The sequence below is a fragment of the Mumia flava genome (assembly GCF_002797495.1).
Classification (GTDB): domain Bacteria; phylum Actinomycetota; class Actinomycetes; order Propionibacteriales; family Nocardioidaceae; genus Mumia; species Mumia flava.
Map to the genome: position 1 here is coordinate 2,174,556 of NZ_PGEZ01000001.1, position 26,303 is coordinate 2,200,858.

23 protein-coding genes are annotated in these 26,303 nt (G+C 72.2%); 12 read left to right on the forward strand and 11 right to left on the reverse strand.

The annotated features are described in order from the left end of the window. Nucleotides 1-26 precede the first annotated feature (26 nt). The gene (locus tag CLV56_RS10345; protein ID WP_100414788.1) at nt 27-1,136 is read right to left on the reverse strand and encodes an FAD-dependent oxidoreductase; all 1,110 of its coding nucleotides are present in this window, start codon (nt 1,134-1,136) and stop codon (nt 27-29) included. 206 nt (nt 1,137-1,342) lie between these two features. Beyond that, nucleotides 1,343-3,379, reverse strand: a complete 2,037-nt coding sequence (locus CLV56_RS10350; protein WP_100414789.1) for an NADPH-dependent 2,4-dienoyl-CoA reductase — start codon at nt 3,377-3,379, stop codon at nt 1,343-1,345. A gap of 27 nt (nt 3,380-3,406) precedes the next feature. Between CLV56_RS10350 and CLV56_RS10355 the strand changes: the two genes are divergently transcribed. Further along, entirely contained in the window at nt 3,407-3,658 is a 252-nt protein-coding gene (locus CLV56_RS10355; protein ID WP_039363572.1) for an SCO4848 family membrane protein, read from the forward strand. On the opposite strand, the gene CLV56_RS10360 is transcribed toward CLV56_RS10355, so the two are convergent. After that, on the reverse strand, nt 3,615-4,181 hold the full coding sequence (locus CLV56_RS10360) for a PadR family transcriptional regulator (protein ID WP_039363574.1): 567 nt from the start codon (nt 4,179-4,181) through the stop codon (nt 3,615-3,617). The genes CLV56_RS10355 and CLV56_RS10360 overlap by 44 nt on opposite strands. A gap of 140 nt (nt 4,182-4,321) precedes the next feature. On the opposite strand from CLV56_RS10360, the gene CLV56_RS10365 reads away from it, so the two are divergent. Both CLV56_RS10365 and CLV56_RS10370 read left to right on the forward strand, forming a co-directional pair. Continuing rightward, nucleotides 4,322-4,657 (forward strand): PadR family transcriptional regulator, encoded by a 336-nt coding sequence (locus CLV56_RS10365; RefSeq protein ID WP_039363579.1) that lies wholly within the window; start codon nt 4,322-4,324, stop codon nt 4,655-4,657. Between the two features lies 1 nt (nt 4,658). Beyond that, the gene (locus CLV56_RS10370) at nt 4,659-5,642 is read left to right on the forward strand and encodes a permease prefix domain 1-containing protein (protein WP_039363582.1); all 984 of its coding nucleotides are present in this window, start codon (nt 4,659-4,661) and stop codon (nt 5,640-5,642) included. A 10-nt stretch (nt 5,643-5,652) separates the two neighbouring features. Here the strand turns inward: CLV56_RS10370 and CLV56_RS10375 are convergent, their stop codons facing one another. Genes CLV56_RS10375 through CLV56_RS10385 form a run of 3 tightly spaced genes read right to left on the reverse strand, consistent with a single transcriptional unit; the run spans nt 5,653 to nt 8,400 of the window. Further along, nucleotides 5,653-6,228, reverse strand: coding sequence for a YdeI/OmpD-associated family protein (locus tag CLV56_RS10375; RefSeq protein ID WP_039363583.1), 576 nt, complete (start codon nt 6,226-6,228; stop codon nt 5,653-5,655). Then, complete coding sequence (locus CLV56_RS10380; protein WP_039363958.1) at nt 6,228-6,797, reverse strand: dienelactone hydrolase family protein; 570 nt, start codon at nt 6,795-6,797, stop codon at nt 6,228-6,230. Before CLV56_RS10380 ends, CLV56_RS10375 begins: the two co-directional genes overlap by 1 nt. A gap of 10 nt (nt 6,798-6,807) precedes the next feature. Next, nucleotides 6,808-8,400 carry an ABC-F family ATP-binding cassette domain-containing protein gene (locus CLV56_RS10385; RefSeq protein ID WP_245857751.1) on the reverse strand — a complete coding sequence of 531 codons (1,593 nt, stop codon included), beginning with the start codon at nt 8,398-8,400 and terminating at the stop codon, nt 6,808-6,810. 334 nt (nt 8,401-8,734) lie between these two features. Here CLV56_RS10385 and CLV56_RS10390 point away from each other — a divergent pair, with 334 nt between their 5' ends. After that, nucleotides 8,735-9,964, forward strand: a complete 1,230-nt coding sequence (locus CLV56_RS10390) for an alpha/beta hydrolase family protein (RefSeq protein WP_039363597.1) — start codon at nt 8,735-8,737, stop codon at nt 9,962-9,964. A gap of 5 nt (nt 9,965-9,969) precedes the next feature. On the opposite strand, the gene CLV56_RS10395 is transcribed toward CLV56_RS10390, so the two are convergent. Together CLV56_RS10395 and CLV56_RS10400 are read right to left on the reverse strand one after the other, a co-directional pair. Beyond that, nucleotides 9,970-12,657, reverse strand: coding sequence for a helix-turn-helix transcriptional regulator (locus CLV56_RS10395; protein ID WP_039363607.1), 2,688 nt, complete (start codon nt 12,655-12,657; stop codon nt 9,970-9,972). A 104-nt stretch (nt 12,658-12,761) separates the two neighbouring features. Beyond that, nucleotides 12,762-14,141, reverse strand: coding sequence for an MFS transporter (locus tag CLV56_RS10400; protein WP_100414790.1), 1,380 nt, complete (start codon nt 14,139-14,141; stop codon nt 12,762-12,764). Nucleotides 14,142-14,228: 87 nt separating this feature from the next. On the opposite strand from CLV56_RS10400, the gene ilvA reads away from it, so the two are divergent. Further along, nucleotides 14,229-15,488 (forward strand): threonine ammonia-lyase IlvA, encoded by a 1,260-nt coding sequence (ilvA, locus tag CLV56_RS10405; protein WP_039363610.1) that lies wholly within the window; start codon nt 14,229-14,231, stop codon nt 15,486-15,488. 119 nt (nt 15,489-15,607) lie between these two features. On the opposite strand, the gene CLV56_RS10410 is transcribed toward ilvA, so the two are convergent. Then, the gene (locus tag CLV56_RS10410; protein WP_211288039.1) at nt 15,608-15,931 is read right to left on the reverse strand and encodes a cupin domain-containing protein; all 324 of its coding nucleotides are present in this window, start codon (nt 15,929-15,931) and stop codon (nt 15,608-15,610) included. 151 nt (nt 15,932-16,082) lie between these two features. Between CLV56_RS10410 and CLV56_RS10415 the strand changes: the two genes are divergently transcribed. Both CLV56_RS10415 and cydB read left to right on the forward strand, forming a co-directional pair. Beyond that, nucleotides 16,083-17,504 (forward strand): cytochrome ubiquinol oxidase subunit I, encoded by a 1,422-nt coding sequence (locus CLV56_RS10415; protein WP_039363613.1) that lies wholly within the window; start codon nt 16,083-16,085, stop codon nt 17,502-17,504. Nucleotides 17,505-17,513: 9 nt separating this feature from the next. Then, nucleotides 17,514-18,527, forward strand: a complete 1,014-nt coding sequence (cydB, locus tag CLV56_RS10420) for a cytochrome d ubiquinol oxidase subunit II (RefSeq protein ID WP_039363616.1) — start codon at nt 17,514-17,516, stop codon at nt 18,525-18,527. Nucleotides 18,528-18,546: 19 nt separating this feature from the next. On the opposite strand, the gene CLV56_RS10425 is transcribed toward cydB, so the two are convergent. Continuing rightward, on the reverse strand, nt 18,547-19,356 hold the full coding sequence (locus tag CLV56_RS10425) for an alpha/beta fold hydrolase (protein ID WP_039363619.1): 810 nt from the start codon (nt 19,354-19,356) through the stop codon (nt 18,547-18,549). Between the two features lie 148 nt (nt 19,357-19,504). Between CLV56_RS10425 and CLV56_RS10430 the strand changes: the two genes are divergently transcribed. The 3 genes from CLV56_RS10430 to CLV56_RS10440 all read left to right on the forward strand — a co-directional run bounded on the left by CLV56_RS10430 (nt 19,505) and on the right by CLV56_RS10440 (nt 23,506). Continuing rightward, nucleotides 19,505-21,064, forward strand: coding sequence for an MSCRAMM family protein (locus tag CLV56_RS10430; RefSeq protein ID WP_157805135.1), 1,560 nt, complete (start codon nt 19,505-19,507; stop codon nt 21,062-21,064). Between the two features lie 33 nt (nt 21,065-21,097). After that, nucleotides 21,098-22,276: a CaiB/BaiF CoA transferase family protein gene (locus CLV56_RS10435; RefSeq protein ID WP_039363622.1), complete on the forward strand. Its 1,179-nt coding sequence runs from the start codon at nt 21,098-21,100 to the stop codon at nt 22,274-22,276. An 87-nt stretch (nt 22,277-22,363) separates the two neighbouring features. Continuing rightward, a complete protein-coding gene (locus CLV56_RS10440) occupies nt 22,364-23,506 on the forward strand; it encodes an acyl-CoA dehydrogenase family protein (protein ID WP_039363625.1) in 1,143 nt (380 codons plus the stop codon). A 6-nt stretch (nt 23,507-23,512) separates the two neighbouring features. Here the strand turns inward: CLV56_RS10440 and CLV56_RS10445 are convergent, their stop codons facing one another. Next, nucleotides 23,513-23,953 carry a DUF3592 domain-containing protein gene (locus CLV56_RS10445; RefSeq protein ID WP_039363627.1) on the reverse strand — a complete coding sequence of 147 codons (441 nt, stop codon included), beginning with the start codon at nt 23,951-23,953 and terminating at the stop codon, nt 23,513-23,515. A 59-nt stretch (nt 23,954-24,012) separates the two neighbouring features. Between CLV56_RS10445 and CLV56_RS10450 the strand changes: the two genes are divergently transcribed. Continuing rightward, nucleotides 24,013-24,567 carry a TetR/AcrR family transcriptional regulator gene (locus CLV56_RS10450; protein WP_039363971.1) on the forward strand — a complete coding sequence of 185 codons (555 nt, stop codon included), beginning with the start codon at nt 24,013-24,015 and terminating at the stop codon, nt 24,565-24,567. A gap of 67 nt (nt 24,568-24,634) precedes the next feature. Beyond that, a complete protein-coding gene (locus CLV56_RS10455; protein WP_039363630.1) occupies nt 24,635-26,230 on the forward strand; it encodes a GMC oxidoreductase in 1,596 nt (531 codons plus the stop codon). Nucleotides 26,231-26,303 lie beyond the last annotated feature (73 nt).

Below are 26,303 nucleotides of genomic sequence, written 5' to 3' on the forward strand. Positions count from 1 at the left end.
CCCGGCCCTGCCCGGACGCGAATCGCTCAGGCGACGGCGGTCCGCTCGACCTCACGCAGGGCCGAGCGGGCGGCGACCCGTCCCGCGCGGTTGGCGCCGATCGTGGAGGCCGACGGACCGTACCCCACGAGCTGGACCCGGTGGTCGCGTGCCGCGGTGGTCGGCGTGTGGGCATCCTCGCGCGCCACGAGCCGAACGCCGCCGCTCGTCTCGCGCAGCCGCAGGGGCGCCAGGTGGTCGAGCACGGCGCGGAACCCGGTCGCCCACACGATCGCGTCGGCGCGACGGAACGTGCCGTCGGCCATCCGCACGCCCTCGGGCTCGATCGCGGTGAACATCGGGTGGCGCTCGTACGCGCCGAGCGCGGCTGCGCGCTGCTCCTGCGGGCGGAGTGCGAGCCCGGTCACGCTCACGACGCTCTGCGGTGGCAGTCCTCGGCGTACGCGGTCCTCGACGAGCGCGACGGCATCGCGCCCGGCGGCGGGGTCGAAGTCGTCGGTCCGCCAGACGGGTTCGCGGCGGGTCACCCAGGTCGTCGACGCCGCGCCCCCGGCGAGCTCGCCGAGGATCTGCACGGCCGACGCGCCACCGCCGACGACGACCACGTCGAGCCCCGCCAGCTCGTCCGGGCCGGTGTAGTCGTGGGTGTGCAGCTGGCGTCCGCGGAACGTCGCCGCACCGGGGTAGCTCGGCCAGAACGGGCGCTCCCAGGTGCCGGTCGCGTTGATCAGGGCGCGGGTCCGCCACGTGCCGGCGTCGGTGTGGACCAGCAGATCGCCGGTCGGCTCCGCTGGGTCGGCGTTCGCGACCCTCCGTACGCGGACGGGCCGGACGACGGGGAGGCCGAAGCGGTCCTCGTAGTCCGCGTAGTAGGCCGGGACGGTGTCACGCGCAGCGGTGTCGCCGTCGGCGTGCGGGGCGTCGAGCCCGGGGAGCTTCGCGATCCCGTGGACATCGGCCATCGTGAGCGTCCGCCACCGGTGCTGCCACGCGCCGCCTGGGGCTGGGTTCGCGTCGAGCACGACGAAGCGCGCCCCCAGTCGGCGCAGGTGGTACGCAGCGGACAGCCCGGCCTGGCCGGCACCGATCACGACGACGTCGACGACATCGCGTACGGCGTCGGCGGGGGAACTCACATCCAGTCCAACCCGGAACCGGGCAGGGATGTTCCGGCGCTCGCAGTCCGTTGTTCCGGCGCTCGCCGTCCGTTGTTCGGCGCCTGCAGTCTCCGTAGCCAACTGGGGAGATCCCCACTCGGCGCGGGAAACCTTCCGTGCCAGGTGACGGTCTCCGTAGCCGGCTACGCAGACCGTCAGGCCCGCAAGGCCCGCCGCGGGACGGTTCAGAGGCGGGCTGCGAGCTCCGTCGCCTGGCGGATCGCGCGCTTCGCGTCGAGCTCCGCAGCCACGTCCGCCCCACCGATCACGTGCACCGTCGTGCCGCCGGACTCCAGCGGCTCGACGAGATCACGCACCGACTCCTGGCCGGCGCAGACGACGACGGTATCGACGTCGAGCACGTGAGGCGTCCCGTCCTCGTCGAGGATGTGCAGGCCCGCATCGTCGACGAACTCGTACGTCACGCCGCCCATCATGTGCACCCCGGAGTCCTTGAGCGTGGTGCGGTGCACCCAGCCGGACGTCTTCGCGAGGCCCTTGCCGAGCGGTGCGGGCTTGCGCTGCAGCAGCCAGACCTCGCGAGCCGGCGTCGTGCGGACCTTCGTGCCGAGACCGCCGCGCTCGGTCGCCGGGTCGGCCACGCCCCAGCGTGCCATCCAGTGCTCGAGCGACTCGTCCGGCTCGTGCAGCAGGAACTCCGCCACGTCGAACCCGATCCCGCCGGCCCCGATGATCGCGACCTTCGCGCCGACCTCGGCCCGGCCGTCGATCACGTCCGGGTAGGACACGACCGAGGCGTGGTCGAGGCCCTTGATCTCGGGGTTGCGCGGCGCGACACCCGACGCGACCACCACCTCGTCGTACGCAGCGAGGTCGTCCGCACCGGCACGCGTCCCGAGCCGCACGTCGACGCCGGTCACCTCGAGCCGCTTCGCGTAGTAGCGCAGCGTCTCCGCGAACTCCTCCTTGCCGGGGATCCGACGCGCGAGTCGGAACTGCCCGCCGATCTCGAGGTCCGCCTCGTACAGCGTCACGGCGTGGCCGCGCCCGGCGAGCTCGGTGGCGGCCGCGAGGCCCGCGGGTCCGCCGCCGACGACGGCGATCGCCTTGCGGCGCGGTTTCGGCACGGGGAGCAGCCGCAGCTCGGTCTCGTAGCCGGCCCGCGGGTTGACCAGGCAGGTCGCGCGCTGGTTCCTGAACGTGTGGTCGAGGCAGGCCTGGTTGCAGCCGATGCACACGTTGATCTCGTCTCGGCGGCCGGCCGCGGCCTTGTTCACGAAGTCCGGGTCCGCGAGCAGCGGGCGTGCCATCGAGATCAGGTCCGCCTGGCCCGAGGCGATGATCTGCTCGCCGACCTCGGGGGTGTTGATCCGGTTCGAGGCGATCACCGGGATGCCGACCTCGGGTCGCAGCTTGCCGGTCACCCAGGCGAAGGCGCCGCGCGGGACCGACGTCACGATCGTGGGGATGCGGGCCTCGTGCCAGCCGATGCCGGTGTTCAGGATCGACGCCCCGGCGGCCTCGATCCGGTGCGCGAGCTCGACGGTCTCGGACCAGTCCTGGGCGTCGTCGACCAGGTCGAGCAGGGAGATCCGGTACTGGATCAGGAAGTCGTCGCCGAGCGCCTCCCGGGTCCGACGCACGACCTCGACGGGGAACCGCATCCGCTTCTCGGCGGTGCCGCCCCACGCGTCCGTACGGTCGTTGGTGCGGGCGGCGAGGAACTGGTTGATCAGATAGCCCTCCGACCCCATCACCTCGACGCCGTCGTAGCCGGCACGCTTGGCCAGCGTCGCCGCACGGACGAAGTCGTCGACCGTACGCTCGACCTCGCGGGTGCTCATCGCGCTCGGCTTGAACGGCGTGATCGGCGACTGCTTCTTCGAGACGCCCTTGGAGAACGGCGAGTAGCCGTAACGCCCCGCGTGCAGGACCTGCATGAGGATCCGCGAGTCGTACGCGTGCACCGCGTCGGTGACCTGGCGGTGCTGGTCCGCGAGGCGGCGCGAGGCCATCGTCGAGCCGAGCGGGCTGAGCCAGCCGCGCCAGCTCGGGGCGTACCCGCCGGTGACGAGCAGCGCGGTGCCGCCCTTGGCGCGCTCGGCGAAGTAGGCGGCGAGCTTGCCGATGTCACCCGCACGATCCTCGAGCTTGGTGTGCATCGAGCCCATCATCACGCGGTTGCGCAGCGTGACGCCGCCGACGGTGAGCGGCGAGAGGAGGTGCGGGTACGCGGTGGTCACGGGGGTGTGCTCGGTCATCGTGTCCCTCTGGGGTGTACTGGTCGGGTGATCTCTCGAGGCGCGGCGTGGTTCCTGGTGGTCGCCGGGGTGTTCAACGTGGTGATCTGGCCGCGGTTCGGGGTGGCGATCTGGAACGACGAGCGGGCGTGGACCGGCGCGGTCGGCGACAGCTCGCCGACGTCGTTCCTGTGGGTGCACGTGGTCCTGATCGGCGCAGCGGTCGCGATCGCGCTCGGTGTGCTCTGGGTGGCGTTCACGGCGTTGCGCTCCCGTCGGGGCGCGCGCTCGGATCACTGAGCAGCGCGAGGATCTCCTCGCACCACGCGAGTCCGGCCTCCTCCAGGAGGATGCCGCCGCGCAGCACCGCGTACTGCGCGGTCTGTGCCGAGTCGAGCGCCGCCGGGTCGCCGAAGGTGTGGGCCTCGTCCTCGCGGTAGAACGCGAGTGTGGCGAGGTGCTGCTCACGGCGCCGGCGGACGTCGGCGAGCACCGCGTCGCGGTCGCCGTACGGGAGGCCGCGCACCTTGACCGCGAACGCGCTGCGCAGCGGCTCCATGCTCGTGGGCTCCCGTGACCAGGCGAGCAGCGTCGCGCGGCCGTCCTCGGTGATCGCGTAGATCTTCTTGTCCGGGCGCCCCTGCTGGGGGACCGCCTTCGACGAGACGAGGCCGTCGGCCTCCATCCGGCCGAGCACCTTGTAGATCTGCTGGTGGCTCGCCCGCCAGAAGTAGCCGATCGACTTGTCGAAGCGGCGCGTCAGGTCGTACCCGCTCGCCGTGCGCTCGGCGAGCGAGACGAGGATCGCGTGCTCCAAGGCCATGCAGGGAGCCTAGATGCAACTCGATGCATATGCAACTGATTGCATCTGCGGAGAGCCGGCGGCGGCGCTCTTTCTCGGGTCGCCCAGTCCGTCATCAATGCGACACACAATACTGTGTGGCATACGGTATAGTGCGAGACATGGACGAGACCGAGCCGTTCCAGACCCACCTGCAGGAGCTGCGCCGCGGCACCGTCGTGCTGGCGTGCCTGCGGCTGCTGCGGGAGCCGGGCTACGGCTACGGGCTGCTCGAGGCCCTGCGGGGCCGCGGGTTCGACACCGATGCGAACACGCTGTATCCCCTGCTCCGCCGCCTCGAGAAGCAAGGGCACCTGGTCAGCGAGTGGAACACCGACGAGGCGAGGCCGCGCAAGTTCTACCGCACGAGCCCCGAGGGTTCCGGGCTCGCATCCGCCATGACCGAAGACTTCGAGGCGATCGCCCGTGCGATCGCCGCACTCCCGGAGGAGAACTGAGATGACGAGCCTGATCGATCGCTATGTCGGCGCCGTGATCGTCGCGGTGCCCGAGAAGCAGCGTGCCGACGTGGCCGCCGAGCTCCGTGGGTCCATCGCCGACCAGGTCGACGCACGGAGCGGCGAGACCGCGAGCACCGAGGAGGCCGAGCGGGCGGTGCTGACCGAGTTCGGTGATCCCGTCGTCCTCGCAGCCGCGTACACCGGCCGCCAGCTGTACCTGATCGGGCCCCGCTACTACGTGGCCTGGTGGCGGCTGCTCACGACGCTCCTGTGGATCGTCCCCGCGTGCGTCGCCGGCGTGGTGGCGCTGGGAGAGATCCTGAGCGGGGCGAGCGCGGGCGAGGTCGCCGCCAGCACGTGGGGCGTCGCCCTGAGCGTGGTGGCGCACGTGGCGTTCTGGACCACGCTGGTCTTCGCGGTCCTCGACCGCACCACCAACCCCGCCGACGCCGGGATCGAGCCGTGGAACCCGGAGAAGCTCCCGGAGCGTCAGGGCGGACGTGGTCGTGGGGACCTGATCGCCTCCGTCGTCATGTCAGCGCTGTTCGTCGGCGCGCTCCTGTGGGACGGGCTCCACGGCATCGCCCGCGTCGACGGCGCAGGGTACGACGGCGAGTGGATGCACGTCCTCGACCCCGGCCTGTGGCCGGGATGGATCCTTGCGCTGATCGCGCTGCAGCTGCTCGAGGTGGCCGTCGCGGTCGCGGCCTACGCGCGACGCGGCTGGAGTCCGCGGCTCGCCGCGGCGAACGCCCTCCTCGCTGCCGCCTTCGTCGTGGGGACCGTCTGGTTGATCGTGCGGGATGAGCTCATCAACCCCGAGCTGATCACCGCGCTCACGGAGCTCGGCGGCGAGAACCTCGACGTGGTCGTCCCCGCGGTCATCGGCTTCTCGGTCGTCGCGATCGCGACCTGGGACGCGGTCGACGGGATCGTCAAGGCACGTCGCACACGGCTGGAGACGCTCGCTGGAGCCGGCTGAGTTGACACCACTACTGCGCCGGCCTCCCCTCCGCTGCGAGCCTCGCCGTCTCTTCCACCCGCCGGGCCCGGGTCTCGTCCCGCTTCGCCACGACGATCCACTGCAGGATCTGCTTGCGTGTGCTGGGTGCGAAGCCGTCGTAGGCCTCGCGCGCCCCGGGGTGCTCCGCCAGGGCTGCGGCGAGATCGTCCGGGACGACCAACGCCTCGACCGCGTCGCCCCGTGACCACGATCCGTCCGCCTTGGCGGCCTCGATCACGGCACGGCCGGCGTCGGTCATCCGCCCTTCGGACTCGGCGCGCGCCACGCGCTCCTTGCTCAGTCGTGACCACCAGCTGTCGCGGCGGCGCCGTGTTACCCACAGCATCGACCACTCCGTGTCGATGCTCTTGGCGTGACCGTCGATCCACCCGAACGACAGCGCCTCCATGGCGACCTCGTCGTAGTCGAGTGCCTCGGGATGGCTCGTGCGACGGCGCCACTCCAGCCAGACGCCTGGATCGGCGTCCGCATGATGCTCCGCGAGCCAGGCCCGCCACTGGGCGATGGACTCGATCCGCAGGTGAGGTGCGTCGGCCGGCTTCATCAGTCGATCCGTGCCAGGAAGGCGTGCACCCGCTCACGCAGCAGCGCGGTGGCGTCGGCGTCGTAGTCGACGGAGTCGGTCTCGGCGAACAGGTGGCCGCTGCCCGGGTACGAGAAGACTTCGGCCTCGTCCAGCGCCCGCACCGGGGCGACCTCGCCCTCCCAGTCGACCCACGGGTCGTCGGCCATCGCGTGGACCTGCACACCCACACCGGACGGCCACGGCGTGCCGAACACCTCCGGAGGCAGCGCCCCGTACAGCAGGACGGCGCCGCGCGCGCCCCGCCGGGTCTGCGCGTACTTCTGCGCGAACAGGCTCCCCAGCGACATCCCCACCCACACGACCTCGGCCGGCAGCGTCGCCGCTGCCTCCTCGACCCGGCGCACCAGCTCGTCGCGTCCGGCCTCCTCCTCGGCGTACGCGACGCCGGCATCGACGGTCGGGAAGGTCCGTCCGTCGTAGTAGTCGGGCGCGTGCACGGTGTGCCCGGCGGAACGGAGGTCGTCGACGAACGCGAGGAACCCGCCCGTCTGACCCTGCGCGTGGTGGAACACGACGATCTCAGCCATGCTGCCGACGCTACCGCTGACCACGGACATCGCCCGCCAACCGCAGCTCGGCCCCGTCCCAGCCGCGACGCCACCAGCGGTCGTGGGTGACGAGCACGTACGGGACGGTGCCGCCGGCGAGCGCCTCCTGCAGCTCTTCGACGAGCGCGACGGAGAGGTGGTTGGTCGGCTCGTCCAGCAGGAGGAGGTCCGGCCGGTCCGCGATCGCCCGCGCCAGTGCGACCCGGCGGCGCTGCCCCACCGAGAGCTCACCCATCGGCCGATCGAGGTCGCGCGGATGCAGCAGGCCGGTCGTCCGCAGCTCGTCGCGCGCCCGCTGCGGATCACCGCCGCGGCCCACCCCGTACGCCGTGGCTGCCGTCGCGCCGAGGTCACCGGCGGCATCGTGCTGGGGAAGGTAGCCGATCCTAAGCCGCCCCCGGTGCTGGACGGTGCCGTGCGCCGTCGTCAGCTCCCCGGCGAGCACGGCCAGCAGGGTCGACTTCCCGGCCCCGTTGGGGCCGGTCACCAGCAGGCGGGTCGTTGCCGTCACGTCGAGCGCATCGAGCTGCAGCCGTCCCGGGATCTCGATGTCGCGCGCCGCGACCAGCACCCCGTCTGCTGGTCGTGCGGCACCCAGACCCGCGAACGCCCGCTCCTCCGGCGGCCGCGGGACCGGGTTCGCCTCCAGCCTCGCGAGGCGGTTCTCGGCGTCGCGGACCCGGCGGGCCACCGCCGCGTCGACCTTCTGGCCGAGGAAGTGCGGCACGAACTTGTCGTTGTCACGAGGCGCCCGCGGACCGTGCCCGACCTGGCGGCTCGCACCGCTCAGCGCGGCCCGGGCCTCGTCGTGCGCGGTCTCCCACGCGTCGCGAGCCTGCGCCCAGCGGACCCGGCCCGCGGCCTTCGCCGCCAGGTAGTCGGTGTAGGCGCCGGACGAGCGCTCCGGCCCGACCCGGGTGGTGCCGTCCGGCTCGACCTGCAGCGACGGATCCAGGTCGAGGACCGACGTGCACACGGCGTCGAGGAACGCGCGGTCGTGGGACACGACCACGACGACGCCCGGGTGCTCACGCAAGGCGGACTCCAGGTAGTCGAGCGCGTCGTCGTCCAGGTGGTTCGTCGGCTCGTCGAGCAGCAGCAGGTCGTCGGCGGAGACGAGTGCGAGCGCGAGCGCCAACCGGGCCCGCTGCCCCCCGGACAACGTGCTGAGGTCCCGGTCGACAGCCACGGCGCCCAGACCGAGGCCGGCGACACTGCGCTCGGCCCGGGCGTCCGCGGACCAGCCGTCGCGGCGCTCGTACTCCTCGAGCACGTCGCCGTACTCCTCGAGCGCTTCCGCGTCGCCTGCGCTCATCGCGTCCTCGAGCTCGCGCATCCGCGACTCGAGCCCGCGGTACGAGGCGAGCGCGCCGTCGACGGCATCACGGACCGTGCCGCCGTCGGGGAGGTCGGGAACCTGGCCGAGCAGCGTCACGCGCGCGGGTCGGCGCACCGTCCCGGAGTCCGGGGCCTGCCGCCCGCCCAGGACCCGCAGCAGCGTCGACTTGCCGGCACCGTTCTCGCCGACGACGCCGAGACGGTCACCGGGTGACGCGGTCACGTCGACGTCGGACAGCACCACACGCACCCCGTACGCGACGGTGAGCCGGCGAGCGACGACAGCACGCGACGTACCCGCCGGCGCGGTCGCGGGAGAGGAGGAAGGAGAGGAAGGAGAGGAAGGAGACACCGGAAGACCTCGCAGGGTCGCAGGGGCTCACCGGGCACGATGCCTCGGACGCGAGCGCGGTCGGTGTCAGTTCTTCATCGCCCGTCCAGTCTCCCACGGCCGCGCAACCTGTTTTCGGGTGTGGCCGAGAACTAGTCATTGCGTACAGGCCCCGGGCGCCGACCCTCGCCTTGACTGGTGGTGGGGCCCGACAGCCGGGCTCGACCATTCAGCAGGGGGAGACATCATGAGACTCGGAAACTCCGGGCACCGCGTCATCGACGAGGGGTTCTTCAGCGACGGCGACCTGGACTTCGCGACGCGGGGCGTCCTCGGGCGCGCGGTGCACGGCGCGAGCGAGGTGGGCGAGGTCCTCGCCACGGTGGCGCGCGTGCGGCACGCGTCGGACTGGTCGGCCCAGTGGGCCCTGACCGCGCAGGCCGTGGAGAAGGCGGCCGACGATGCGCGCGCCGGCGGGCACCTCGCCAGCGCGCGCTCAGGATTCCTGCGGGCCGCGACGTACTGGTCCTGCGTGGTGGACGGGCTCGCGACGGCGTCGGACTCCGACGGCCTGCTCGACGCCTTCCGGGCGCACCGCTCGGCCTGGGACTCCTTCGTCGACTGCTCCGAGGGCGCTCACGTCCGGGTCGCCGTGCCGTACGACGGCGGGACGCTGCCCGGCTACCTGCTGCGACCGGACCCCAGCGGTGAGCCGCGGCCCACCGTGATCGTGACGAACGGAAGCGACGGCTCGATCAGCGACCTGTGGGTGCCTGCGGCGGCGGGCGCGCTGGCGCGGGGCTGGAACGCGTTCGTCTACGACGGCCCTGGCCAGCAGTCGATGCTCTTCGAGCAGCAGACCTGCTTCCGGCCCGACTGGGAGGCGGTGCTCGGACCGGTCGTGGACGCGCTCGTGGCGCGAACGGACGTCGACGCCCAGCGCCTGCTCGGATACGGGGTCAGCCAGGCCGGGTTCTGGCTCTCGCGGGCCCTCGCCTTCGAGGACCGCCTCGTGGCCGCCGTCGTCGACCCCGGCGTCGTGGACGTGTCGGAGTCGTGGACGCGTCCGCTGAGCAAGAAGATGGTCGCGATGCTCGACGACGACGGAGAACGCCACGCGTTCGACCGCGACATGGGCCTCGCCACCAAGCTTCCCTCTCTCGGCCGTACGCTCGCGTGGCGCAGCCGCCCCTACGAGCACAGCGACTGGTTCGACCTGTACCGGGAGGTCCGGCAGTACCGTCTCGATCCGGCGGACGCGGCCCGGATCACCACGCCGCTCCTGATCACCGAACCCGAGCACGAGCAGTTCTGGCCCGGTCAGTCCCAACGTCTCGCCGAGCTCGTGCCGCACGCCGACGTCGTCCGGTTCAGCGCGGCCGAGGGGGCGGACCGGCACTGCCAGCCGCTCGGGCGGCTCGTGACGGAGGATCGGGTCTTCGCCTGGTTCGAGGACCGGCTGAGCGGGATCGCCTGAGGCCCTCACCCCGTCAGCACCGACGGATGGTCCAGCACGTAGGCGGTCAGGTCGTGCCGCGAGTGCACGTCGAACTTCGCGTACGTGTTGGACAGGTGGAACGCGACTGCGCTGCGGGTCACGAACAGCCGCGTCGCGATCTGGGCGTAGCTCAGGCCCTGGACGAGCAGTGCGACGACGTCCCGTTCACGATCGGTCAGCGGCGGGAGGTAGTCGTCCGGGTCCGGCGACGGGTCGGTGACGTCGCGCCGGACCCGGGTCTGCGCGAGGCGCTCCACGTACGGGACGGCGTCGAGCCTGCGGTAGATCGACCGCGCGAGGCTCCGAGCGCGCGTGGCGTCGTCGCGGTGGTCCGGCTCGAGCACGTCGGCCAGGTCGGCCAGCATGTGCGCGCGGTACAGCGGCAGCTCGTTCTGCTCGTCGCCGGCCGCCGCCCGGAGCAGGGAGACCGCACGTCCGCGGTCGCCGAGGTGCCCGGCCAGCTGCCCCGAGAGCCAGGCGATCACCGCCCGGTCCGACCGGGACGGCTCCCGCGCCCGTTCGAGCAGCGCGAGGGCCGTCTCCGTTGCGCCGGTCTGCCCCGTCCAGAGCCCCGTGAGGCCGGCGTGCAGCAGCAGGAGCCCGTCCGCGGGCGACGCGACCGCGAGCAACGATTCGAGGTCCGGGTAGTCCGCGGCGAGGCGCGCCACGGCGTCCGGAGCAACGCCACCGGCGTGGGTGCGCACGGCGCGGGCGACGAGCAGCATCAGGCGCCCCTCGGGCCACGGCGCGCGGCGGGCGAGAGTGATCGCCTGCTCGAGGCGCGCATCGGCCGCGTCGAAGCGACCTCGCGTCGCGTCGAGCGCAGCGCCACCCGCCTCGACGCTCCACAGGGACAGGGGTCCTCCGCGGTTCGGGGAGAGCTGCGCGGAGACGGCCGCGAGCGCCCAGTCACCGCTCAACCAGCGCGCGAGCGCGAGCTGTTCGTGCAGGGCGGAGGGATCGCGGGTTCGGCCGGAGGCGTCGACCAGCACCTCGAGGTCCCGCGCGGCCGTGCGCACGTGCAGCGCGTAGACCCGGTAGATCGCCCGCCAGGCGAGCAGGTCGCGGCCGCCCGCCGGGACCGCCGCGGGATCCTCGGGCAGCTCGCCCAGGATCACGGCCATCTGGGGGCCGTCGCCGAGGCGGCGTGCGGTCGCGAATCCCCGCACCGGTGACGCGATCTGGGCGAGGGCGGGATCGGTCACGCCGGCCGCGTCCGCAGCGGCCAGCCGCGCGTCGACGCGGTCGACCGCAGCCCCGGTGAGCAGCAGGAGGTAGGCCGCGAGCAGGTGGGCGCGGTAGCGCACCAGCGGCTCGGCCCGGTCGAGCACCGACCCGGGGAGCGTCTCGAGCAGATCGAGCGCGTGGCGTGGGTCGCGAGCGGCGGTCGCCTCGAGCGCGGCGGTGGCCACGGCGTCGGCGTCGTCTGCTGCGTGCGGCTCGTCGGGATGAGGCCGTGGCCCGATCCCCGCGAGCACGTCGTCCCACCCGGCTCGAGCCGTGAGCGTGCGCCGCCGGGAGGGTTCCGACGTCAGCGCGCAGGCACTGCGGAAGTAGTGGCCCGCCCGTCGGTACGCGCCGGCGCGGTGCGCGGCCGCAGCGTACTGCTCGACCTCGGCTGCGAGCGCTTCGTCGTAGGACGCAGCCGCGGCGATCCGGTGGTCCAGGACGTCGGACCGACCGGTGAGTGTGGCAGCGCGTGCGTGCAGGGACCGGCGGCGGGGGACCCCGATGACCTGCTGCGCGGCCGCGCGGACGAGCGCGTGCGAGCAGCGAAGCGACAGCGGTCCGGACTGGCGGACGTCGACGAGGCCGGCATCGACCAGCTCCTGGACGGCACCGAACGGCTCGGCACGCCCCGAGACCGCGGCCACGTCGAGCACGGTCGACCATCCCGAGCTGAGAACGACGGTCGCCTCGAGCACGTCACGTGCCGGTTCATCGAGTCGTGCCAGCCGGCGCCCCAGCGCGTCGGCGAAGGCGCGTGGGGCGGGGAGCGCACGGGGCAGGTCGTCGAGCTGTTCGGGGTCGAGCTCGCGCAGCAACGAGGTCAGGAACAACGGGTTGCCTTCGGTGTGCCGCCACAGCTCCACGGCGGTCATCGGCGAGACGGTGGGCCGCTCGCGTGCGACCAGCGCCACGGCGGCATCGGAAGTGAGGCCCGACAGCGTCATCCGCGTGAGCCGCGACTCGGCACGGACGAGGCCGTCGACCCGTGGCGCGGTCGATCCGGACGGGACCCGGCAGAAGACCGCGACGAGCAGAGGCGTGCCGTCGAGCTGGCGCAGCAGCGTCCGTACCGAGTCGACGGACTCGTGGTCGGTCCATTGCACGTCGTCGACGACGAGGAGCAGAGGCCGGTCGACGGTCAGCTCGTCGACGTGCGCGGCGAGCGCACCGACCGATGTGACGGCGAGGTCGTCTGGAGTCCCCGGCGGGAGTGCGACGCCCCACGCGCGGAGCAGATCGAACGGCTCGGGAGCGGAGTCCGACTCGAGGCCCTCCGCGGTGGTGATCCGGAAGTCGGCGGCGCGCTCGAGCAGCTCCGCCATCAGGCTCGTCTTGCCCTCGCCGGGCCCGCCCTCGACGACCAGGGCGGACGGAGTGGCGCGGCGCGCTCGCTCGAGCGCGTCGGTCAACGCGCCGAGCTGTTCGTCCGACCACAGCAGCATCGGCGCTCGTCCCCCGGTCACCCGAACCTCCGCTCGAGCCTGGGGTCAGTCTGCACCGGCGGTCGACGTGCCGCCATCGCGTTGCCGGAGCAGGGCCGGGCCGCTCACACGTCGCGGGCGCGCCGCCGACCACCCAGCGCGAGCAGCCCGACTGCACCGCAGACCATCGCGAAGGTGAGAGCGGCGCCGCGGAACCCCGCGCCGCCCCCGCCGTACACGTCGATCAGGGCCACGCTCGCGGCCGACCCGACGGAGAACCCGAGATAGCGCAGCAGCTGGTTGAACGCCATCGCGCTCCCCGTCTCCGACGGCGGCACGTGCGGCACGATCAGGAACGCCATCGAGGAGAAGGAGAACCCGCTGCCGAGCCCGCCGAGCGCCATCGCAGCGAGCACCTGCCACAGCGAGTCGTGCCCGAACGCCAGCAGCACCATCGCGGACGCGAAGACCGTCGCCCCGATCGGCAGCAGGGCGCCCCGTCCGAACGTGCGCGCCACCACGAGCGCCACCCGGCTGCCGCCGACACTCATCAGCGAGTACGGCACCAGCAGCAGCCCCGCGACGCCGACGCCGTGACCGAGCCCGAACCCGTCCGAACCGTCCGCCTGCGCGAGGATCACCGCCAGCGTCAGCAACCCGTACATCCCGGCCCCGAGCCCGAACGCGACCACGTTCGGTCCGACGACGCCGGGGCGTGCGGCGAGACGGAGGTCGACCAGCGGCTGTCTCCCGCGACGGACCCGCAGCGCGCTCCACCCCACCCACGCCGAGACCAGCAGCAGCCCGCCGCCGGTCAGCCCGACCGTGAGCGGGGCGGCCCAGCCCCAGGTCTCGCCGCGGCTGATCGCGATCAGGACGGTGACGGTGCCCGACGACAGAAGCGCGGCTCCGACCAGGTCGACGGGCTGCGGTTCGCCGTCCGGGCTGGACGGCACGAAGAGCACCGCGAGCAGGAGCGTGAACGCGACGAGCGCGGCACCGAACCAGTACGCGCCGGCGATCCCGAGGTGCTCGGCCACGAACGCGGTCACCGGATACCCGAGGCCGGCGCCGGCCACCGTCGCCACCGACAGCCAGCTCAGCCGTGAGGCCAGTCGTGGTCCGGTCCACAGGTCGCGCGCCACGGCGAGCGCCAGCGGCACGAGGGCGAGCCCCACGCCCTGGAGCGCCCGTCCGGCGACCAGGGCGGCGACCCCGACCGGCAGCGCGGAGAGCACGGTGCCGAGCAGCACCACGACCAGGCCGCCGATCAGCACCGGGCGGCGCAGCCTCCCGCTGGCCCAGCGGCCGATCACCGGCGTCGTCACCGCGCCCGCGACCAGGGTGGCGGTCAGCGCCCACTGCGCGGTCCCGAGGCCGACGCCGTACGCACGGGCGATGCTTGGCACGAGCGGTGCGCCGAGGCTGCTGACGACTGCGGTGACCGTCGCGATCGCGCCCAGCGCTGCGAGCCGCCAGCCGTCGGTACGAGGGGGTGGCGTCACGCGCGAAGTCTAGGTGGGCGCGGCACCGGCATCTCACGGTGCCGTGACGAGAGCAGCCGAGCGGGCGAAGCGCCTTAGGCTGGACCGGTGCCTCCCCTCCCACCCGTGTCCGCTGCCGACGTCGACGCGGCGGCGGACGTCGTCGCGAAGGTCGTCGACCGGACCGCGTTGCAGCCCGACGCACGGTTGTCCGACCGCACCGGCGCGCAGGTGTGGCTCAAGCGCGAGGACCTCCAGGTGGTCCGCTCGTACAAGCTGCGCGGCGCCTTCCACATGATCGCCCGCCTCGGCGACGGCGAACGGGACCGCCCGATCGTCGCCGCGAGCGCCGGGAACCACGCCCAGGGCGTCGCGTACGCTGCACGCTCCCTGGGGATGCACGCGCGGATCTACCTGCCACGCACGACCCCGAAGCAGAAGCGTGACCGGATCGCCTCGCTCGGTGGCGACGCGGTCGAGGTGATCGTCGGGGGAGAGACGTACGACGCGGCGTCCGCGTCCGCGTCGGACGACGCCGCGCGTACGGGCGCGCTCGTGGTGCCCGCCTTCGACCACCCGGACGTGATCGCGGGCCAGGGCACGGTCGCGCGCGAGATCGTCGAGCAGCTCGGTGAGGCCCCGGACGTCGTGGTCGTGCCGGTCGGCGGTGGCGGACTGATCGCCGGCATGACCGCCTGGCTGGCCGACCGGCACCCCCGCACCCGGGTGGTCGGCGTCGAGCCCGCGGGCGCGGCGAGCATGGCGGCCGCGTTCGAGCACGGCGGTCCGGTGGAGCTGACGGAGGTGGACGCGTTCGTCGACGGCGCAGCCGTCCGCCGTGTGGGCGACCACCCGTACGCCGTGCTGCACGCCCACCGGATGCCCCAGCTCGTCCAGGTCGACGCGGGACTCGTCAGCGAGGAGATGCTCGACCTGTTCGAGGTCGACGGCGTGATCGCCGAGCCCGCCGGAGCGCTGGCTGCGTCGGCGCTCCGCCTCGACGGCCTGGTCGGGGACGGCGAGCGGGTCGCGGTGGTGCTGTCCGGGGGCAACCACGACGTGAGCCGGTACGCCGAGGTGATCGAGCGCGCGCTGGTCTCTCGTGGTGTGAAGCACTACTGGCTCGTCGAGTTCCCGCAGGAGCCGGGGGCGTTGCGCAGGTTCCTCGACGAGGTGCTCGGGCCGGACGACGACATCACGCTCTTCGAGTACGTCAAGCGCCACAACCGCGAGCGCGGGCCCGCCCTGGTCGGGATCGAGCTGGGGTCGCCGGCCGACCTGGTGGGGCTCATCGAGCGCCTCGAGCGATCGCCGGTGCACGCCCGCAAGCTGTCGCCCGACGACCCGGCGTTCCAGTTCCTGGTGTGACACGGAGGGGTCTCGATCGCTCGCTCCGCTCGCGCCTCGACCAGCGGGGGTGCCGCTCCGCTCGCGCGCCTCGACCAGCGGGGGTGCGGCTCCGCTCGCGCCTCGACCAGCGGGAGGGCTCAGATGTCGGTGACGGCGGTGAGCAGGAACACCGAGTCGACCTCCGCCTTGACGGAGTGCCGCTCGTGCGGGATCTCCGCGAGCATCCCGGTCTCGAGCACGGTCGTGCCGGACTCGGCCACGACGTCGATCGCGCCCCTGAGCACGAGGATGCTGGCCGCCGGCGGCGCGTCGTGCTCCGAGAGCTCGGCGCCCTCGGCGAGCGCGAGCACGCTCTGACGGAGCGGCCCGTCCTGCACCACGAGCTCGGCGCTGCGCCCGTGCTCTGCCGTCGACGCCTTCTCCAGGTGGGTCTGGGTCTGTGCTTCGAGGTCGACCATCACCGACACCCCCTTCGGATCACCCGAGCATAGCGAGGGACGGCGGTGGTCGCGCGCTGGTGCAGCCCGGCTGTGGACGGGCCCGGCGCCCTGGGCCCGATCCTCACCCAGATCGAGGGATCCGAGGGGGCGGGAATCGCCCTAGCGTGAGGGGATGGACACCGTCTCGCAGCTGGATCTGTCGCGGATCCAGTTCGCGATGACCACGATCTACCACTTCCTGTTCGTGCCGATCACGATCGGGCTGGCGTTCCTGGTCGCTCTCCTGCACACCTGGTGGTACCGCTCGAACGACCCCGACCTGCGGCGACTCACCCGGTTCTTCGGGACGCTGCTCCTGATCAACGTCGCGATCGGTGTCGTGACGGGTCTGGTGCAGGAGTTCCAGTTCGGGATGAACTGGTCGGAGTACTCGCGGTTCGTCGGTGACGTCTTCGGTGCGCCGCTGGCGATCGAGGGGCTCGCCGCGTTCTTCCTCGAGTCGACGTTCCTCGGCCTGTGGCTGTTCGGGTGGGGCGTCCTGCCGCGACGGGTGCACCTCGTCACGGTGTGGATGGTCGCGATCGGCGCGGCGCTGTCCGCTGCCTTCATCATGGCGGCGAACTCCTGGATGCAGAACCCCGTCGGGTACGAGATCGACCAGGCCACAGGACGTCCGCGGCTGACGTCGATCACCGCGCTCTTCACGAACCCGGTGTTCGTGTGGGGGTACGCGCACGTGATCCTCGCGTCGCTGCTCACGGGCGCGCTGGTGATGCTCGCCGTGTCGGCCTGGCACCTCCGCCGCCGCGGCGACGCCGACGTGTTCGTCCGCTCGATGAAGCTGTCGCTGGCCGTGCTCGTTCCGGTCTCGATCCTCGTGCTCGGCGTCGGGAGCCATCTCGGGGTGATCGAGACGAAGTACCAGCCGATGAAGGTGGCCGCGATGGAGGCCCAGTGGGACACGTGCCAGCCGTGCTCGTTCTCGGCGGCTCAGGTCGGCGGGTTCAGCGAGGACGACCAGGACGCCACGAAGATCATCGAGATCCCGCACCTGCTGTCGCTGCTGGCCACCCAGTCGTGGGACGGCAAGGTCGTCGGTCTGAACGAGCTCCAGAAGCAGTACGAGACGAAGTACGGTCCGGGCGACTACATCCCGAACCTTGCGATCCAGTACTGGTCGATGCGCACCATGGCCTACCTCGGGGCGCTGATGCCGATCCTCGGTCTGTGGGGGTTGTGGGTGTGGCGGAGGCGCCGCCTCGCGTCGTCGAAGGTCTTCCTGTGGTGCGCGTCCTGGGCCTTCCTCGCGCCGTTCGCGATGAACACCGCGGGCTGGCTGCTCACCGAGAGCGGTCGGCAGCCGTGGGTCGTCCAGGGCCTGCTGAAGACCGAGGACGGCAACTCGCCGTCGGTCAGCCGCGGCGAGGTGGTCGCGAGCATCGGGACGTTCGCGCTCCTGTACGTCGTGCTCGGGGTGGTGTGGGCGTTCCTGATGGTCCGGCACGCGCGGCAGGGCCTCGCGGACGAGCCGTCCGAGGACGCGCCAGACGACCCGCAGTCCCGTGAACCGACCGCCTCGAGCTTCACGTACTGAGGGGGAGCGATGAGTCTGGACGTCGTGTGGTTCGTGATCGTCGCCGTCTTCTGGACCGGCTTCTTCGTGCTCGAGGGGTTCGACTTCGGGGTCGGGATGCTGCACCAGGTCGTCGGTCGCACGGACACGCAGCGGCGGGTCGCGATCAACAGCATCGGCCCGGTCTGGGACGGCAACGAGGTGTGGCTCGTCGTGGCCGGCGCCGGGATCTTCGCGGCGTTCCCGTCGTGGTACGCCACCTGGTTCTCGGCCGGATATCTCGCCCTGCTGCTCGTCCTGGTGGCGCTCATCATCCGCGGGGTGTCGTTCGAGTGGCGGGCGAAGGTCGACCGGGACGGGTGGCGCGGGACCTGGACCTGGACCCTGACGATCGGCTCCGTGCTCACGCCCTTCCTGCTCGGCGTCGCCCTGGGGGATCTGCTCGCCGGCCTGCCGATCAACGGCAACGAGGTGTTCACCGGGTCGTTCGTGGATCTCCTCACGCCGTACGGGCTGTGGCTGGGGTTGACGCTCGTCGTTCTGAGCCTGGCCCACGGGGCGACGTTCCTCGGTCTGAAGACCACGGGTCCGGTCGAGGAACGGTCTCGCGCCCTCGCGCGACGGCTCGTCTGGGTGTCGTTGGCGTGCGTCGTCGGCTTCTCGGCCTGGACCGTCACCCTCTCGGCCGGGGGCACATGGCGGGTGGTCGCGGCGGCCGTTCCTGTCGTGGCCGCGCTGGTGGCGGTGGTGCTCGTTCCCGCCGGGAGACCGGGGTGGTCGTTCGTCGCGACCGCGCTGACGATCGGTGGCACGGTCGCTGCCCTGTTCGCGAACCTCTACCCGAACGTGATGGTCTCCTCGACCTCCGAGGCGCACAACCTCACCGTCTCCTCGACCGCGTCCGGTGACTACGCCCTCACGGTGATGACGGTCGTGGCGGTCGTGATGCTCCCGGTGGTGCTCGCGTACCAGGGCTGGTCGTTCTGGGTGTTCCGCGCGCGGGTGACCGGACCCGCCGAGCGCGCCGACGCCGCCCGTCCCTGACACGCCCTGCGGCCAGCCGTCAGGCGGCCCGTTCCGAGGTCGTCGGCGTCGCGGAGCGGCTCCGGTCGAGCACCACCCGCGCGACCAGGCCGGGGTCGTCGATCATCGGCACGTGCCCGCAACCGGGGAGCGGGACGTGTGCCGCGTCCACCAGCTGCTGGCGTGCCCGACCGGCCTGGCTCGGCAGCAGGATCCGGTCGGCGGTGCCCCACGCGATCGTGGCGGGCACGCGGGGCCGACCTCGGTAGCGGTAGCGGGAGCCGGCGCGCAGCACGCGGCCGAAGGCCGTGCAGTCGCGCAGTGCGGCGACGTCGCCGAGGAACGCCTCCTGCGACAACCGGGTGGGGTGGGCGTGGAGGCTCGCCATCGCCGCTCCGCGTGCCCAACGGTGGGCGCCGACCCAGCGGATCACGCCCGGCGGCATCAGCGCTGACGCCCGGATGCCGAGGAGGACCGCGAACGCCCACAGTCGGCCTCCCTCGGTCCAGAAGCCGGCGGGGGAGAGCGCCGTGGCGGTGCGGACGCTGCCACGTGCCGCGAGCTCGAGGGCGATCGCCCCACCGAGGGAGTTGCCGACGACGTGAGGGTGCGACAGGCCGAGGTCGTCGAAGAGGTCCTCCATCGCCTCGACGTACGCGTGCATGCCGTCGGCACTGCCCTCGTCGAGGGGCGCGGAGGCGCCGAAGCCGGGCAGGTCGACCGCGATCACGTCGTGGTGCTCGGCGAGCCGGTCGATCACCGGCGCCCAGGCCTCCTTGCGGTGGCCGATCCCGTGGATCAGGACCAGGGGCTCGCCCCGGCCGCGACGGGTGTGCACGATTCCGGACACGCGACTCTCCTGACATCAACGATGGAACAAACGCGATGGCGTGATTCGGATCGTACCCCGTGCCTGCGCCGCTCGGCCAGGCGCCGGCAAACAGACGAAACGGACAGATCGGACTACGCTGTCGCCAGGTTCGGCTCGGGGGGACGATATGGCCAGCGCCAGGCGCAGGGCAGCGGCGGTCGCGGCGGGGGTGCTGCTGGCCGCGCTCACTGCCTCCCCCGGGGCATCCGAGCAGGCCGGCTACGCGCAATGGACCTTCGAGGGCACCCCCGGGGCTTACCAGGGCACCGTCACACTGCCCGGACTCGGGTTCCCGGCCGCCACGTTCACCTCCGACTCGCGCGGTGGTTCGGGTGTCGGCGTGATCTCCGGAGTCAGCGCGTACGTCAACGCTGCGACGCCGGTCGGTCAGGTGTACGGCTCCAGTCAGGGGCAGCCGTACCTCAACCTCCGTCCGCGCGCGGACAACGCCGCCGCGCCGTCGGTCACCACGTACGTCTTCGCGTCTCCGACCCCGGCCCAGCAGTGGGGGTTCGGGGTCTCCGACATCGACGCCGACGCGGTCGTGGTGAGCGCGACCGTCGCCGACGGGGCGGGTGCGCGCGAGGCGACGGCGGCCGACCTCGGCTTCCAGGGAGGCTTCAACTACTGCTCGTTCGGCTCCCCGCGTCCGGCGGGGTGTGTCGACTCGCTCGGCGACGTGCCGACCTGGGATCCGTCCACTCTGACCCTGACGGGCAACCCCCAGGCTGCCGACACGGTCGGAGCGGCGGGCTGGTTCCAGCCGCCGGCACGCCTGCGGTCGTTGACGCTCACCTTCGTGCGGCGGGCAGGCCTCCCGCTGTACGCCACGAGCTTCTTCAACACCACCCACAGCCTCGGCGGCTCGGTCGTCGACGTGTCGTCCGGGGCGGGCTCGTGCCCGCTCGCGGACGTCCGGGTCCGGCTGCTCGATCAGAACGGCCGCGACCTCGGCACCGTTCCCGTCGGTGTCGACGGCTCGTACGACTTCGGCGAGGTCGCGTCCCAGGCGGGCTACCGCGTGCTCGTGGAGCCGCCGTCGGGATGCGTGGCCGTCGGCGGCGTGGAGAAGGTCGTCGACGCGAGCACTGACGTCGTGGCTCCGGACCTGCAGGTCCGCACGATCGTCCCGCAGTCGGTCTCGGGCACCGTGACCGACGACGACGGGCTCCCGCTCGTCGGCGTCACCGTCACGCTGACCGGTCCGGAGGGAGCGTCCGTCACCACCACCGACGGCCTCGGCCGCTACCTCTTCGACGACAACGCCCTCGGTGCGGACTACGTCGTCTCGGTGACGCCGCCTGCCGGGTACACCGGGACGCTGACGCTCCCCCCGTTCGACATCGACGACGCGCCGGTCACGGGCCAGGACTTCGTGCTCAGCGCGGTCGAGCCGACACCGACGCCCACGCCGAGCTCGGCCCCGACCCCGACCATGACGCCGACCCCGGCACCGACCTCGGTGCCGCCGTCGAGTGCGACGCCGGCTCCGACGTCGGTGCCGCCACCGCCGTCGGAGCCACCGGAACCCGGCCAGCAGCCCGTCTCGGGCGGAGGCCTGCCTGATACCGGTGGCCTGGTGCTCGGGCTGATCGGCACCGCACTGGTGCTGGTCGGGGTCGGAGTCGCGACCCTCGTCGCCGGTCGTCGGCGCGACCGGGCGGGTCGGACCCGCCCGCCCGCTTGACAACTCTGACAGTCACGCTGTCACAATCAGCAGGTGACTGAGACACCGAAGGGCTCCGGCCCGCTCGCAGGGCTCCGGGTCGTCGAGATCGCCGGGATCGGGCCCGGACCGTTCGCGGCGATGCTGCTCGCGGACCTCGGCGCCGAGGTCGTGCGCGTCGACCGGACCAAGGCGGGAGGCCTGGTCGTCCTGCCGCAGGACCGCGACCTGCTCGCGCGCGGCCGACCGTCCATCGCCGTCGACCTCAAGCAGCCGGCGGGGGTCGAGGTCGTCCTCCGGCTCGTCGAGAGCGCCGACGTCCTGATCGAGGGGTTCCGGCCCGGCGTCGCCGAGCGCCTCGGCATCGGTCCCGACGTCTGCCTCGAGCGCAACCAGCGCCTGGTGTACGGCCGGATGACCGGGTGGGGCCAGGACGGCCCGCTCGCCCAGTCGGCCGGCCACGACGTCAACTACATCTCCGTCGCCGGCGCACTCGACCCGATCGGCCGCGCGGACGGGCCGCCGCAGATCCCGATGAACCTGCTCGGCGACTTCGCCGGCGGGTCGATGTACCTGGTCGTGGGCATCCTGTCCGCGGTCCTCGAGGCCCGGTCGTCCGGTCACGGCCAGGTCGTGGACGCGGCGATCGTGGACGGCGCGGCGCACCTGCTGACGATGATCACGAACTTCCAGCAGGTCGGCGCCTGGAACGACGCGCGCGGCACCAACCTGCTGGACTCGGGGGCCCCGTTCTACGACGTGTACGAGACGGCGGACGGTCGCTGGATGTCCGTGGGGGCGCTCGAGCCGCAGTTCTACGACGAGCTCGTCAAGCTGCTCGAGCTCGACGCCGGGGAGGCGCCACCACTTCCCGACCGCAACGACCCGTCGCAGTGGCCGCGGCTGCGTGCGCTGCTCGCCGCCCGATTCGCTGAGCGGACACAGGCCGAGTGGGCCGAGGTGTTCGACGGGACCGACGCGTGCGTCGCGCCCGTCGTCCCGATGCGCGAGGCGCCCGAGCACCCGCATCTCGTCGCGCGGGGGACCTACGTCGAGCACGACGACGTCGTGCAGGCCGCGCCCGCACCGCGCTTCTCGCGCACGCCCGCGTCGCTGGGCCGCGGTCCCGTCAAGCCCGGCACCGACACGCGCTCGGTCCTCGAGGCGTGGGGAGTCGCCGACGCCGACGCCCTGCTCGAGGCCGGGGCCGTCGTCCAGCGCGACGACGGCTGACCCGCCCACCCCCCGATCGCCCGCTCGGCTCGCGCCCCGAGGACCGACGGAGCCACCCGCACCGACTCGTACCGCCGGAGGAACATGATGGAACGCACGCTCTTCACCCCTGACCACGACGCCTTCCGCGCGTCGTTTCGGACCTTCGTCGAGAAGGAGATCGCGCCGTACCACGCCCAGTGGGAGGTCGACGGGATCGTCTCGCGCGACATGTGGCTCGAGGCCGGCAAGCAGGGCTTCCTCGGGTTCATGATGCCGGAGGAGTACGGAGGAGGCGGCGTCGACGACTTCCGGTTCAACGCGATCGTCGAGGAGGAGCTGGCGCGCGCGGGTGCGTCCGGAGTCGGCTTCGCGCTGCACAACGACCTGGTGTCCGGCTACCTCCTGTCGTACGCGACCGACGAGCAGAAGGCGCGCTGGCTCCCCGGGTTCTGCAGCGGCGAGACGATCACCGCGATCGCGATGACCGAGCCGGGCACGGGCTCGGACCTCCAGTCGATCGCGACCACCGCGGTCGACCAGGGCGACCACTACCTGGTCAACGGCCAGAAGACCTTCATCTCCAACGGCATCCTCTCCGACCTCGTGATCGTGGCCGTGAAGACGAACCCGGACGCCGGCGCGATGGGTGTCTCGCTGCTCGTGCTCGAGCGCGGGATGGAGGGCTTCGAGCGCGGGCGCAACCTCGACAAGCTCGGCCTCAAGGCGCAGGACACCGCCGAGCTGTTCTTCACCGATGTGCGCGTGCCGAAGGAGAACCTGCTCGGCGAGGAGGGCAAGGGCTTCATCTATCTGATGGAGAAGCTCCCGCAGGAGCGGCTGACGATCTCGGTCACCGCCGCGGCCGCGTGCCGCCACGTGATCGACATGACCCTGGAGTACGTGAAGGAGCGCACCGCGTTCGGGCGTCCGATCGGGTCGTTCCAGAACAGTCGCTTCACCCTCGCCGAGCTGGAGACCGAGCAGCAGATCGCGCAGGTCTACGTGGATCGCTCGATCATGGAGCTGAACGCCGGCCGGCTGTCGGTCGCCGACGCGGCGATGGGCAAGTGGTGGACCACCGAGCTGCAGAAGAAGACCGTGGACAAGTGCCTCCAGCTCTTCGGCGGGTACGGGTTCATGAGCGAGTACCCGATCTCCAAGGCCTACGCCGACACCCGGATCCAGACGATCTACGGCGGCACGACCGAGATCATGAAGGAGATCATCGGCCGGTCGATGGGGATCTGACCCCGCTCAGCTGATGACGCTGGTGCCGGCCAGGAGCCACAGGAAGAGCAGCCCGCCCACGAGCGCGGCGACCACGCCGACCGCGAGCAGCACGCCGCCGGCGACCAGCTGCAGGCGCCCCCCGTACCCCTCCCTCACCACCACCGCGTCGTGGGGGTCGTGGATGCGGACCCAGACGGGGTACGGGGTGCCGATCCCGCGTGGCCGCCCCCGCCACGGCACCGGTGCGGTGACGCGGTTCGGGGTGCCGTCCGGGAGCGGGTACTCGACGGTGACCGTGCTCGCGTCGAGGGCGCCGGAGCCGTTGTCGACCACGCGCCCGGGGATGCGTGTGCGAGGGTAGGGGTCGCGATCGCGCAGGCCGGTGGACAGCATGGTGGTCCCGGCGACCACGAGGATCAGCCCGATGGTCCCCATCAGCAGCACGGTCAGGGCGAAGGCAGCCACCCCGACATGGTGGCGCACGCACCAGCACGGACGGGCGGCGGGCGGCCAGAATGGCGGCCATGCGATCCAAGCCCGCGATCCTCGCCGCGACCGTGAGCCTGATCGAGGCCGGCGGCTTCGACGCGGTCACGATCTCCGCGGTGGCGAAGGAGGCCGGGGTGACCCGGCAGACCGTCTACTCCAACGTCGGTACGCTCGAGGACCTCGTGTCCGAGGCGATGATCGGGGTCGCGACCGAGTCGCTGGCCGAGGTGCGGGAGGTGACGGCCGCGACCCGGACCGCACGGGCCTTCGTCGTCGAGCTGATCGTCGCGTCGCGGCGCGTCGTGCGTGAGCGGCCGGTGCTGGCGCGTCTCCTCGTGCCGGACGCCGGCAACCCGGTCTTCGACCGCGACATGATGGCGCGGGCCCTGCCGGTGGCCCGGGCGACCCTGGCGCCGATCACCGAGCGCTCGCCCGGACTCGTACGGCACCTGGACGAGATCGCCGAGGTCGTCGTACGCCTGGCGCTGTCGGTGCTGATGTTCGACAGCGCTGCGGTCCGCAGCGACGAGGACCTCCGGTCGTTCCTGGAGCGGTGGTTAGGCGAGAGTGTCACTCTTCTTGACACTTGATGTTGAAAGTGTCTAGTTTGAGGCCCGGTCGGTGTGGTGAAGGTCACCTGCCGAGAGGGAGACTCCGATGGATCAACCAGCCGCACCCCGGTCGCTGTCGCGCCGCACCCTGCTCGGCGCAGGTGCGGCACTCGGAGCAGGCGTCGCGCTCGGGACGGGCGCGTCGTCGGCGGCGGCGCTCACTCGTGTTCCGGTCACGCGCGAGGAGCGACGGGTCGTGATCATCGGGTCGGGCTTCGGCGGCGGCGTCGCGGCCCTGCGGTTCGCCCAGGCCGGCGTGCCGGTCACGGTCCTCGAGCGTGGCAAGCGCTGGCCGACCGGCCCGGACGCCGACACGTTCCCCACGCTGTCGAGCCTCGACGAGCGGGCCCTGTGGTACGGCTCCGCGAGCCAGGTGCTCGGCCGACCGGTCTCCCTCGCTCCGTACGTCGGACTGCTCGAGGCCGTGGTCGGCCAGAACATGGTCGCGACCTGCGCAGCCGGCGTGGGCGGCGGCTCGCTGGTCTATCAGGGGATGACGCTCCAGCCGAGCGAGGAGGTCTTCGCACACTGCCTGCCCGAGGAGCTCGACTACGCCCGCATGGACGCGGTCCACTACCCCCGTGTCGCCCGGATGCTCCAGCTCGAGACCGCGCCCGACGAGCTGGTCGCCAGCCCGACGTACAAGCCGGCTCGCGTCTTCGCCGACCACGTCCGGCGGGAGGGCTACGCGCTGGAGAAGATCCCGATGCCGATCGACTGGTCGTACGCCCTGCGGGAGCTCGACGGTGAGATGAAGGCGTCCTACACCAACGGCGACTCCGCGCTCGGCGTCAACAACGGAGGCAAGCACTCCGTCGACGTCACCTACATCAAGCAGGCCGAGGACACCGGACTGGTCGACCTGCTGATCCAGCACAACGTCGTCGACATCGAGCGTGCGAGCGACGGGCGGTGGACCGTGCACGTCGACCGCACGGACGAGCGCGGCACGATCCTCGAGAAGAAGATCATCACGACGCGCACGCTCGTGATGGCCGCCGGGAGTCTCAACACCACGAAGCTGCTGGTCCGCTCCGTCGGCCGCGGCCACATCCCCGCGATCGACGGGCTGGGCACCAACTGGGGGACCAACGGCGACCGGATCTACGTCTGGACCAGCCTCGCCGAGAACTTCGGGTCGGTGCAGGGCGGCCCGGTCGTCTACGGCACGAAGGACTGGTCGGACCCCGCCCGCGCCAACACCATCATCCAGGCCTCCATCCCCGGACTCGGGATCAACGTCCGGTCCACGATGATGGTCGGGTTCGGGGTCAGCGAGGCGCGCGGTCGGTTCACCTACGACGGCTGGAGGGACTCCGCGGAGCTGACCTGGCCGAAGAACGGTGACGCCGAGCTGTTCGACGCGATCCATCGGCGCGCGAAGAGGATCGCCGCTCCGCTCGGCTTCCTCACCGACACCAACGCCGTCGTCCCGAGCACCTGGCACGGACTCGGCGGCGTCGCGATGGGGACGTCGTGCGACCTCGAGGGGCGTGTGCACGACATGCCAGGGCTGTACGTGCTGGACGGAGCGCTCATCCCCGGCACGACCGCGGCCTGCAATCCCTCGATGACCATCGCGGCCGTCGCCGAGCGGGCCATGGACGAGATCGTCGCCCACGACGTCGGCACGCTGATCTGATCGCCTCCACGCCAGGGCGTGCCTGGGCCGTCACCTGGACCCCCGGGGAGACGGCCCAGGCACCGCCCACCCC